The 11,321-nt window shown below is 67.8% G+C and carries 8 protein-coding genes and 1 pseudogene; 1 reads left to right on the top strand and 8 read right to left on the bottom strand.

The window, feature by feature from the left end:
• Positions 1 to 295: pseudogene (locus G6020_RS17170) on the top strand (AAA family ATPase); the annotation flags it as partial.
• 96 nt (positions 296 to 391) lie between these two features.
• On the opposite strand, the gene G6020_RS13070 reads toward G6020_RS17170, so the two are convergent.
• The 8 genes from G6020_RS13070 to G6020_RS13030 form a co-directional block, all read right to left on the bottom strand.
• Positions 392 to 1,900: a DHA2 family efflux MFS transporter permease subunit gene (locus tag G6020_RS13070; protein WP_182610916.1), complete on the bottom strand. Its 1,509-nt coding sequence runs from the start codon at positions 1,898 to 1,900 to the stop codon at positions 392 to 394.
• Positions 1,901 to 2,440: 540 nt separating this feature from the next.
• The gene (locus G6020_RS13060) at positions 2,441 to 2,767 is read right to left on the bottom strand and encodes a hypothetical protein (protein ID WP_182610914.1); all 327 of its coding nucleotides are present in this window, start codon (positions 2,765 to 2,767) and stop codon (positions 2,441 to 2,443) included.
• A gap of 249 nt (positions 2,768 to 3,016) precedes the next feature.
• On the bottom strand, positions 3,017 to 5,005 hold the full coding sequence (locus G6020_RS13055) for a hypothetical protein (RefSeq protein WP_182610913.1): 1,989 nt from the start codon (positions 5,003 to 5,005) through the stop codon (positions 3,017 to 3,019).
• A 78-nt stretch (positions 5,006 to 5,083) separates the two neighbouring features.
• Positions 5,084 to 6,358: an ATP-grasp domain-containing protein gene (locus tag G6020_RS13050; protein ID WP_182610919.1), complete on the bottom strand. Its 1,275-nt coding sequence runs from the start codon at positions 6,356 to 6,358 to the stop codon at positions 5,084 to 5,086.
• A gap of 660 nt (positions 6,359 to 7,018) precedes the next feature.
• On the bottom strand, positions 7,019 to 7,360 hold the full coding sequence (locus G6020_RS13045; protein WP_182610912.1) for a DUF86 domain-containing protein: 342 nt from the start codon (positions 7,358 to 7,360) through the stop codon (positions 7,019 to 7,021).
• Positions 7,357 to 7,659 carry a nucleotidyltransferase domain-containing protein gene (locus tag G6020_RS13040; protein ID WP_182610911.1) on the bottom strand — a complete coding sequence of 101 codons (303 nt, stop codon included), beginning with the start codon at positions 7,657 to 7,659 and terminating at the stop codon, positions 7,357 to 7,359. The genes G6020_RS13045 and G6020_RS13040 overlap by 4 nt, the downstream gene beginning before the upstream one ends.
• A 158-nt stretch (positions 7,660 to 7,817) precedes the next feature.
• Positions 7,818 to 8,981 carry a Wadjet anti-phage system protein JetD domain-containing protein gene (locus G6020_RS13035; RefSeq protein ID WP_182610910.1) on the bottom strand — a complete coding sequence of 388 codons (1,164 nt, stop codon included), beginning with the start codon at positions 8,979 to 8,981 and terminating at the stop codon, positions 7,818 to 7,820.
• Positions 8,981 to 11,321: SbcC/MukB-like Walker B domain-containing protein (locus G6020_RS13030; RefSeq protein ID WP_182610909.1), on the bottom strand; the 2,341-nt coding region annotated here is incomplete at its 5' end. The genes G6020_RS13030 and G6020_RS13035, both read right to left, overlap by 1 nt.

Genomic DNA, 11,321 nt, shown 5'->3' with positions numbered 1-11,321 from the left:
GTACCGGCGGAGGTACAGGTGGTCGGGCGGGCGCGTCGTCGACTACTGGGACGAGGTTCTTGACGACGACGACGAGGTGGGCACCCGCACCGCCCCGGACGACCAATCGGCGTTCGTCGCGAGCCTCGGCCGGGTGAGGACCGGCCGGATGCACGACGTGCTGGCCACCATCCAGGCCGACCAGGACGCGATCATCCGCGCCGACTCCTCGGGCGCACTCGTGGTGGACGGCGGCCCGGGGACGGGCAAGACGGTCGTCGCGCTGCACCGGGCGGCGTACCTGCTGCACACGGAGTGCGCTCATGGTGCTCGCGCGATAGGGCACTCGACGCCGCCGAGGGTGTCGACCGGCCGGGGCGCCCGGGCTGGTGCTGCCGAGGTGCCCGGACGGTTACGAAGCGACCGGCTCCTCGGCCATCGGCGCCACCGCAGGCCCCTCGGTCTGCGCGGTGTTGCGGACGAACCACGCGCCCACCACGGTGATCAGCGAGATGATCGCGCCCACCAGCAGCGCGTTGTGGACGCCGGTCATCTGCGCGGCCACGTCACCCTCACCGGACTCGGCCCCGGCCACGATGCCCAGCGTCATCACCGTGATGAACAGGGCGGTGCCGGCGGCCGCGGCGACCTGCTGCAGCGTGTTGAGCAGCGCGGAGCCGTGCGAGTACAGGTGCGGCGGGAGCGAGCCGAGCGCCGAGGTGAGCAGCGGCGAGAACAGCAGCGCCAGGCCCACGCTGAGGATCATGTGCCACACCACCACGATCGCCAGCGACGACTCGGCGGAGAATGAGACGTACATGCCCCACAGGCCGGCGGCGGCCAGGATCGAGCCCGGGATGATCAGCGGGCGCGGGCCGATGCGGTCGAAGAGCCGACCCACGAACCACCCGAGCACACCCATGAGCAGACCGCCGGGCAGCAACGCCAGGCCGGACTCGAGGGTGGTGGTGCCCAGGACCTGCTGCATGTACAGCGGCAGCAGGATCAGGGTGCCGAACAGCGCCATCATGGACAGCAGCATCAGCGAGAGGCTGACGGTGAAGGTGCGGAAGGTGAAGGCCCGCACGTCGAGAAGCGCGTAGTCCTTCAGCGCGAGCTGACGCCACACGAACACCGACAGCGCGGCCACGCCCACGAGCACGGGCACCCACGGGGACACCAGCGCGTTGTCGTTGGCGGCCTCACCGAAGGAGCTCAGGCCGAAGATCAGGCCCGCGAAGCCGACGGCCGAGAGCACGCCGGAGAGGATGTCGAGCGGGATCGCGCGGGTGGCGGTGACGTTGCGGATCAGCGTGGCGCCGGCCACCAGCGCGAGCACGCCGATGGGCAGGACGAACCAGAACATCCAGCGCCAGCTCAGCACGTCGAGCACCAGGCCGCCGACGGTGGGGCCGATGGCCGGGGCCACGGCGATCACGATGGAGATCACACCCATGGTGCGGCCGCGACGGTCCGCGGGCACCACGTTGAGCACGGTGGTCATGAGCAGCGGGATCATGATCGCGGTGCCCACGGCCTGCACCACCCGGCCGGCGACCAGGATTACGAACACCGGCGCGAGCGAGGCCAGCAGGGTGCCGAGGGTGAAGGTGGTCATGGCGATGATGAACACCGTCCGCAGCGGCAATCGCATGAGCATCCACCCGGTGAACGGGATGACCACGGCCATGGTGAGCATGAACGCCGTGGTGAGCCACTGCGCGGTGGCGGCGGTGACGGCGAACTCCCCCATCAGCTCGGGGATCGCGACCGACATGATGGTCTCGTTGAGGATCACCACGAACGCCGCGGCCACGAGCAGCGCGATTAGCCGCTTGGTGGCGGCGGGCAGTGGCGCGGAGCCGAGGGCGGGGTCGGGCTGGGCTGGAGAGAAGGCAGCGGCGGATGACTCAGTCGTCACGGGAATCCTTAGGCATTACGGGGCGAAACAAAGTGGGAAGCCCGGCGAGGCCTGACGGCGCGCACGGGAACCATCGCACTGTACTGCAGGATCTTCGACAGGCTTGCTGATGTGACCACCATTACTGGAGCGGGCGGGCCGGTGGGGCACAATCGACGCATGACCGGGATCGGCACCGCCCGACGTGGCGAAGTGGAGACGCGCACCCTGCCGGAGTACGCCGCGGGCGGCGCGTCGGGTTTAGATCTCCGGCAGCACGCTAGGCGGCCGGGTGCTTACCGAGGTACTCATCGATGGCCGCTCGGATGACGGCGCTCATCGGCTGCCCTGTCCGGTCGGCATAGTCGGCCAGACGGCGCCGATCGGACTCAGTGAGTCGAACAGCGAGCGGACGGGTCTCCTCGACCGCATCCCCTCGCCGGGGCCGACCGTGACGGTAGTCCGGGCGGACTTCCGCCGGGGAATCGATCACGTCGTACTCGCCAGCCTCTACGGCGTCCGCGAGACGCGCATAATGCGCTTCACGATCACCTGTCTCGCTCATCGTTTCTCCCGCTGCGTCCTCTGACTACGGCTGACGCCGTCGGACAAGTCAAGGTTCCCTCCGGTGGCCTCGAGCACTTCGCGCGCCACTGCCGCGGTCAGAAGCATCGCGTGAAACACGTGTAGCTCCTCTCCGCCCACCCGGTCGACCACGACCTCAATCAGAGCTCCGCCGTCCGGGTCTCCGACCATACGAAGCAACTTCGCCTGAGGCCCCGTGCGTGGAGCTAGTCGATATCGAACGATCGGATGCTCGAGGACGGCCCTGATCTCCGCGTCTGTGATGCCGTGTCGGCGCGCGGAGGCGTAGATCACGACCTTCACTCCGAAAACGTATCACAAATTAGGACGCAGGAACATGCTCTCTTACCTTCGGCTTGACTCTAATCATTACCGATGGGCCACAGCCGCCCTCAGCCGCGCAGATCCTCTGCCTCTCTTAAGTACGCATTCCGAGTGCACGCCCTCCCGCGACTCGCGCGCCCGGAATGGACTGAAGACGCCGCACACGTCGCGGGGGGCTCGCGAAGAGAGGGCCGACGCCAGGGGGCTCGCGTCAGAGCCGAGCCAGGCTCAGATCTCCGGCAGCCGATCCGCGCCCCAGCTGTGGTGGATTAGGTCCGTCACCCTGGCGATCTCCTCCGCCGTCACCGACCCGGTCTCGCCGGGCTCGAGGGTGTCGAAGTGGAAGATGTAGAGCCGCGAGGCAAACTCCTCGAACGGCAGCGACGACTCGCCGAACCGCTCGCCGTTGCCGGCGGTGCTCACCACCACGCCGTTGCCCCAGTCCTGGCCGCTGTCGTTGTTGGGGTTGAAGAAGTAGACGCGCATGGTCTCGTCCGGATCCAGCGCAACCCGCAGGATCGTGATGGCGTGCCAGCCCACGAACCGCGCGGAGCTGTCGGTCACGGCCACGCCGGCGGGCTGAGGGTGGATCAGCGGCTGGTTGCCGTTGTGGAACGGGTGGTAGCTGCCGTAGAAGTGCCGCAGGAAGTCCTCGAGCCCGGTCAGCCGGCCGGACTCCACGTCCACGTTGATGCGGAATCCCCGCGCGGCCCACCAGCCGTGGAACTCGGGGTTGACCCAGCGGTGGGGGTCGCCTTCGCGGTCGGCGCAGAGCCGGCCCATCTCGGCGTAGATCCGGTCCAGGTGCGGCACGACGAGCAGGGAGACCGGGTCCAGGTCGAGGGGGAGCGTCTCCGCAAGGCCCGCATCGAGGCCGCGGGAGGACAGTGGGCGGCCCTCGAAGTGCATGACCACCTCGTTGTCCCGCGCCGCCCAGGCGATGGTCTGCAGCAGGTAGTCGGGGTCGTTGTACGCCCACATGGACAGCGCGCGGGCGGACTGGCAGGTGGGGTTGTCGCCCTGCCCCACGCCCAGCGGCTGGCCCAGCATGGACAGCGTCCCGGACAGCAGCCAGATCCTCCCCGGGTGGGCCGGGCCGTAGGCCAGCGCGAGGCGCTCGTTCGCGTAGTCCGACAGGGGCAGGGCCAACAGCCGCCACAGTGCGGGCGCGACGGCCGGCTGGAACAGGATCCCCCGCTCGAGCAGCAACGCCAGTCCGTAGACCGACTGCGCGGTCTCGGGGTGAACAGCCGCGTCGATCAGCGCATCGACGAGTCCGTGGAAGCACAGCAGGCTCTCCCGGCCGGTGCTCGACAGCCCGAGCGCCTCGCTGAGCAGGAAGCTGCCCTTCTCGCGCAGGAACCGCAGCAGGACGGGGTGGTACGCCGAGACCAGTCCCGTGTCGTGCATCGACCGCGCGAAGCCGGCGGCCTCGTACTGCAGGGCCCCCTCGTCCATCGACTCCAGGCGGGAGCGGTAGATGTCCACCCCGGGGTCTTCCCGGCTCGCCTCGGTGGTGCCGTAGATGCAGCTGATCAGCCGGTCGACGCCGAACCCGCCGGTGCTGGTGTCCACCTCGGGGTCGTGGCGCGCGACGGCGATCTGGGTGATGGTCTCCTTGATGTGGTCGACCTGGATCGGGCGTTGCCGCAGGATCCGCCAGATCTCCTCGACCAGCTGGTCGAGGACGGTGTCGTAGCCGATCGACTCGGCGATGTGCGTCAGCGACGTGCGGGTCACCTTGGCCATCCGGCCCTGCTGCACCCGCTCCGCCTCGGTGGCCGCGGTGAACAGCAGCGAGGCGTTGGCGGCCAGGACCTCCTTGAGGTGCTGCAGAGCCTCCTCCTCCGACACGTCGGGGTGCGCGTACTCCCCCTTGGCCACCGCCACCAGGCGGAGGTCGCTGACGATCTCCATCACCGCCGTGTCGGCGTTGGGGCTGCGGAGCGACCCGGTGCTCAGCGCCGGGACCAGTGAGCTCGGTGACGCCCAGTCCGTCCCCTCGTACAGTCCGGCGGACTCGAGCTCCTGTGCCATCGACTGCACGGCCCGCGCGCCACCGTCCTGGAGCAGGACCAGGCGCAGGCCGTCGAGCACGCGCCGCTTCGGCGTGGACTTGCCCACATCCCCGGCGTCGGCGAGGGCCCTTGTCGCGTCGACGAGAGAGGCCACCCGCTTGTCGAGTACTCGCGTCGCGTCGGGCTCATCGTTAGCCACTTGGGTTCACTCTCCAGATCTCCGGGCGAGGGTGCCCGCCCCCGGTACCGTACCTACGTCGTCGGAGCGGATGGCCCGTCACACGTAGAAGTCGAGCTCCTCCTGGCGTGCCAGGAGGGTCCGCATCTCGTAGGCGTCGTCGCCGAAGAAATAGACCAGCCCCCAGTGGGTGCCGAAGGCGGTCCGCTTGGTGACGGTCTCCTCTACGGGTGCGGTGAGCTCGTGGGACTCGAAGTACTCGTGGTCCTCGGTCTCCTCCGGGATCTCGAGCGTGGAGACCACACGTCGCCGCGGGTAGACACCGAAGCAGCCCGCGTGCCCGGTGGCGTCGACCACCTCGCGCGGGAAGAACGCGGTGATCTCCTCCTCTGTGGTCTTGGGGTCGAACGCGAGCACCAGGCCCTGGTAGGCGTTGAACCCGTAGGCGCGCTCGAGCAGCTCGAAGACCTTGAACCCCGGCGGACGGTAGGCCACCTCACCGAAGTACATCTCGCCGTCGCTGGTGACGAAGTACTCCGGGTGAACGAACCCGAACTTGATGTCGAAGGTCTTGATGAGCTTCTCGATCTGCCGCGTGATCTCCGGCCGGTACTTCTCGAGTTCCGGCGAGGCCGGCACGAACACCGAGTACCCGAGTGTCACGTACTCGGAGATGTTGAGGAACACGATCTTGCCGTTGTGCACCCACGCCTCAACCGCGAATTCCCAGCCGTCGAGGTGGGACTCCATGAGGACCGGGAACTCCTCGTCGGGGATCGTGTCGACCTCGTCCGGGGTGCGGATGACGCGGTGCCCCAGGCAGCCGGCCTTGTCGAAGGCCTTGAGGTGGATCGGGTCGTTGGGGTCGCCGTCGAGCTTGAGTAGCGTCTGGTTGACGCGCTTGAGAAAGCGGATCACGTCGTCGCGCTCGTGGGCCTCCTCGAAGATCCCCACGCGGATCCCGCCGAGCTGAGCGCGGCGCTTCATCAGCGCCTTGTCCCGCAGCAGCAGCGACTGGCCGTACAGCGTCGGGTTGTCCATGAGCATGGAGTTGATGGCGCCCGCCCACTCGACGGTCTCCTCGAACAGCGGGATCGCCACGTCGACGCCCATGTCCTTGAGCGTCTCGGCGATCTCCATGGACCGGTCGTTGAGTCGCTCGAAGTCCCACGGGACAAACGGGATGTTGTGCTGCCTGCAGTAGTCCGCCGCCCACTCCGGGGCCACCACGACGTAGCGGCGATCGAATCTATCCACCGCGTCGACCGCGTTCGGCGCCCAGCCGAGTAGCGCCACGTAGCCCTTGGAAGGGTCGCGTCGTGTCTCGTTGGGGTCGTGAGTCGTCTGCGGACTCGTATCCGCGTCGCCGGTCATCGATTCTGCGGTGGGAATCTGCACGCTGAGGTTGCCTCCTGGGTTGGGGCGCGGGCTGGTGGATCACCAACCTACCCAAGAGTGAGTGGGCTGCGCTGGGATAGCCCGACCGCACCGTCCCCATTCGGAGTACCCGCAGCAGGCGAATACCGGACATGTTCTTGTCACAGCGCTGGCACAGACCGAACTACCTTCGCGACACCGGCTTGTGGTGGGACAACTGGGTCCCGTGGCGACAACGGGCTGGGGCGCACTGTTCGTCATCGCGCCGCTGATCGTGGCGCATTTCCTGCTCTGTGCCGAGCCCGGCGCCGAAGACTCGATCTGAACAACGGCCCTGTCGGCGGTCGCGCTGACGAGACCGGCCAATCCATTCCACATCGGTCGTCTTGGCATGACCAATGAGACCGATTCTCCCCCATCAGCAGACTGTTGCACCCCAGCCGCCGAGCCACCCCCGCCGTCCGGAGGGGCGTGTTGTACTGGCCGTTCATATGGGTGGTCAAACGGGCGAGTTGTAAACTCCCACTTCCGAATCGAAGTCCTAGATGACGACGACGAGGTGGCCACTCTCGTAAGCCTGGCGGATCACTCTGCTTTCGTATCAAGCCTGGCCGGGCCGCATACCGACCGCCTGTGGGGCATGACGGCGACCCGGGGTCACGACGTGGCCAACAGAGCCTTCAACTCCTCGGCTAGGGGACCCAGATGCACATCGATGATCGTCCACACAACGCGCAGGTCAACTTCGGCGTAGCCGTGTGAGATCACGTTGCGCAGGCCGATCAGGCGATGCCAACCCTCGGACTGGTGAGCTGAGTAAAAGTCCGGACAGTGCCGACGGATCTTGGAGAGGTTCTCCCCCACCTCTTGCAGCCGCATGCAGATCGCGTCCTGAGCCATCGGCGAGGCGAGAAACTCGACCTCAGACGCAGGGGCGTAACTGGCAGCCCTCTGAGCAGCGGCGACCGCCATGTCGGGGTACGGGATCGGGGATTTCATAACGCGAGCTCGACCAGTTCAGGCTCCACGAACGGCCGGAACTGTGCCTTGATCGACGTGAGGACGTCGAATGGTCGGCCCGCAACCCTCTCCAGAGCCTCGGACAGCCGGAATATCGCCCCGTAGTCGACCGGACCGTCCATCTCGACGAGCAGGTCGATGTCGCTCGTGGGCGTCAACTCGCGGCGGGCCGCACTTCCGAACAGCCGAGCCCGCCGTACGCCGAAAGAACGCAGCACGTCGAGCACGGCCTGCTCTTCCGGCAGGTCGTATGTGGCGTTCGTGGCAGCGACACCCATAGCTTTTAGGCTACCGGCACCTCGCACACCGGGACGGTTCCGACCGACCGGCAGCGGGAACGACCGGCGCCGCGCGTATGTGCCGGTCAGGAAGGCGAGTGTCTAGTGACGACGAGGTGTTGGGTTTTCGACCAGTGGTGCACACGATCGAGTGGCGTTCATGTGCCACCTGTCCGGTAGGGCAACCGGTCCAGAACCCAGGCCCAGTCGATCCGCTCCTGCTCCAGCCTCACTCGTTCGGCGAAGCGGTCGGAGACCAGGTCGTCGTAGACCGCCGCCTCCGCCGCCGTCAGTCGATCGAGTCTCGCGCTGGTGGGTGAGGCCTCCTGTCCCCAACGTTGAGGGTGCGCGTGGAGGGTCTCGAGGTCCATGAGGAAGGACCGCACCCGCGGCAGGTGCGTGCGCAGGCGATGGAGGATGGCGAAGCCGTGTGTGTCGAGGTCGCCCCAGTAGTGCACGTCGGCCTCCCGCAGGGCGTCCCAGCGGCCGAGGCGGGCCACGTCGAACCCCTTCCCCCAGATCAACACGCCGTCGTCCGGGAGGGGCAGCGTGAGGTAGGTGATCTCGTTCTCCACGATCACGGCCGTGGTGAAGGACATGCCGAGACCGTCGAGTTCCTCCGGCCGAAGAGACAGTTCGGTGACCGACACCGGTGCGACGGTGCCGGCCATGCGGAACCGGACGTACTCGGGCTTGGTGCGCAGGCCCAGGTCGTGGAGGAACGAGGTGGCGTTGCGTGAGACTCCGAGGAGTCCTGCGAGCACCGTCCGGTGACTCTCGACGACCTTGGTGTCCACTCCCGGGGCATCGATCTGCCGCAGGTACCTGCCCGACCCGCGGGAGTCATCGAGCCAGCGGTACGCCGCGAGGATCTGCGGCCACACCTGCGCATGGTCGAGCGCCGCGACGGGTCTGGCGAGCACCCAGTCCCGCACCGGAGCATCCGGGGCCGCTGCCAGCATCTGTTCGAAGATGGTGACCTGTGCCCGGACTCCGAGCAGTGCCCATGCCTGGTCGAACCGGGTCACCAGAGCGTGCGTGGGAATCTGATTGCGTCCGAATTTCCGGCCGCCTACCGCCGTGTACCGCAGCGTGTATCGGCTGCCGTCGCGACTGCCGGCCTCGAGGGCGGCCATCCACTCCTGCACCTCGCCGAAGCGCTCACCGAGCTCAGACGTTCTCGGACCTCCCAGTGGGACCTCGAGTGGAATGAGCGCCTCCCCGCGGGCGAAAGCACGGAGAAGGGTGCCGTCGACCCACCGCCTGTGCACTTTCTCGCGGACCGTCTCCGGTGTGGCCCATTTCCGCGCGCCGGCGACCATCACGCTCCGCCACGCTGGCGGTGGTACTCCTCTGTGGACATCATGACGAGCCTCGAGTACCTGCCCTCGACATTGTCCACATACCCGATGGAGCGCACATATGGTGCGATCACGTGCACCTTCTGCAGGGGTGTGACGATCAGCAGCTGGATGCCGAGCTTGGCGAACAGTTCGAGGGCGTACCGGGTGGAGGCGTCGGAGCCGCGGCCGAACGCCTCGTCGATCACGGCGAAGCGGAAGTCACGGGCCTTCTCCGCGCCCCACTCCAGGCCGAACTGGTACGCCAGCGACGCCGCGAGGATGGTGTAGGCGAGCTTCTCTTTCTGGCCGCCCGATTTGCCGTCCGAATCGCGGTAGTGCTCCCACTCCTCGTCGGTCTCGCGGTCGCGCTCCGAGGCGGAGAAGGTGTACCAGTTGCGCACGTCCGTGACTCGCGCCCGCCACGTCTTGTCGGTCTCGCTGTGGCCCTCCCGGCCGCGGAGTCGCTCGAGGATCGCCCGCACCTCCTGGTACCGCTGCTCGGAGTAGCGGTCGTCGCCGCCGAGGGTGTCGTCGGTGACCGCTCGCAGGTCGGATCGGAACTCCCGCACATCCTGGTTGACCGTGTTCTCCCGATCCAGGCGCACGTAGCGTCCGGGATTGAAGTCGATCGCGCCGAGAGCCTCGTTGATCTTCTCGATCTTCTGTTGGATATCGTCGGCCTGGCGCTGCAGCCAGTTGTGGAAGCCGGCGAGTTCGCGGATGGCGTTCTTCTTGAGCTGCTCCTCGAACTCCGCGATGAAGCGCGGCAGATCGTCCTGGGCCACCTGCGCGTGGAAGCGGATGTACTCCCCGCGCGCGTCGACAGAGGCGTCCATCTCGGTGGTCTGCTCCGGCCAGCGTCGCCGGATCTCCGCCATACCCTGCTGCAGACTGGTGGTGTAGCCGTTGAGTTCGCGCTGGGTCTGGCCGGTCTCCTTGTCGATCTCGTCGGACAGTCGTCGTTCGTGAAGTTCGGCCTGATCCGCGGTCGTCGACCCCGCGCGGCCCTGTCGTGACCGGAGTCTGGGGTAGATGCCCGCCGCCGCCGTACGGATATCCGCCGTCAGCTCGTCGAGGCTGCGCCGGTCGCGGTCGATCTGACTGCTCTCCTGGACGATGCGGCTTTCTCCACTGCCCTTCGCCTCGCCGAGAGTGTCCTTGGTCTGGCTGAGTTCGCCGACTCGTGTGTCGACCTCGGCCACGCGTCGGTCGATCTCGGCCAGTTCACTACTGCCCTCGAGCAGGCGACGACGCTCGGCATCGGCGGCATCCGCCCGCGACCGGGCGTCCTCCCAGTCGAGATCCCGCCACGAGGGATAGTCCGCCACCCGCGAGAGCGCGGTGCGCCGCTCCCCCACCTCGTTCTGCTCCCGCGACACCGACTCGAGTTGGGCGGCGAGCCGCTCCACTGAACGGGTGAGGTCGCCGCGCCGCTCCTCCAGTGCGGCGATCTTCTGATCGTTGCGCCAGCCCAGCACCCAGCCGCGGGGATCGGCCGCGGACCGCCGGTCGTCCTTGACGTGATGATTTCTGGACCGCACCTGGCCCTCGCGAGTCACCGCCCGCTCGGCGTGCCGGAACTCCTCCACCGTGGTGGCGCAGAGATGGTCCGCCCGGGCGAACAACTCCTTGCTCAGATACCCGCGCAGCGGTGTGTCGGCGATCTCCACCGTGTCGGCGAGCAGCAGTCCGTCGGAATGGGGGCGCTGCAAGGGCAGGTGCCGCTCCGGGACCCGCTCGTAGGTCAGGCGGACCCCCATCTCGCGACCGTCGGAGCGCCGGGCGGTCAGCCGGCGGGCGTTGACCCATTCGGCGACGTCCGCGTAGTACCGCTGCGGCACCAACAATGACACCGCGAATCCGCGCAGCACGCGCTCGGCGGCTCCCCGCCACTGCGCGTGTTCTTCGGACACGTCCAAAAGCTCGCCGGCGAACGGGAGCTCCTCTTCCGACACTCCGAGTTCCGCGCAGAGGGCGGACCGCACCTGGAGTTGTTCGGTCGGCAGGTTGCTGCGGCGGGTCGCGAGGCTGTCCAGCTCTTCCTGCACCTCGCGGAGCTGCGCTTTCTCCTCACCGTGCCCGAGGACCAGCGCGTCGTACCGCTCCTTGAGCTCGGCGATCTGCGTCTCGATCTCTGCCTGCGCCCGACCGACCTGGACGGCGAGGTCCGCGAATCCGGCGGCGTCGCCGACCGGGTCGAGGCCGGCCCTCGCGACGGCGTCCTCGAACCGCTCTCGCCTTGTTCTCCGCTCCTCGGCCTGCGCGCCCGCGTCGCGGGCTGCGCGTTCCAGCTCGCCGATGCGGCTACCGCCCGCCTCA

Source organism: Dietzia sp. B19, assembly GCF_014145155.1.
Lineage (GTDB): Bacteria > Actinomycetota > Actinomycetes > Mycobacteriales > Mycobacteriaceae > Dietzia > Dietzia natronolimnaea.
The sequence above is the reverse complement of the archived record's forward strand: the minus strand, read 5'-3'. Positions and strand labels throughout refer to the sequence as shown.

Coding starts and splice junctions, on each gene's coding strand:
- G6020_RS13050 (WP_182610919.1), bottom strand. CDS start 6,358: ATGACCGGCGACGCGGATACGAGTCCGCAGACGACTCACGACCCCAAC.
- G6020_RS13045 (WP_182610912.1), bottom strand. CDS start 7,360: ATGAAATCCCCGATCCCGTACCCCGACATGGCGGTCGCCGCTGCTCAG.
- G6020_RS13040 (WP_182610911.1), bottom strand. CDS start 7,659: ATGGGTGTCGCTGCCACGAACGCCACATACGACCTGCCGGAAGAGCAG.
- G6020_RS13035 (WP_182610910.1), bottom strand. CDS start 8,981: ATGGTCGCCGGCGCGCGGAAATGGGCCACACCGGAGACGGTCCGCGAG.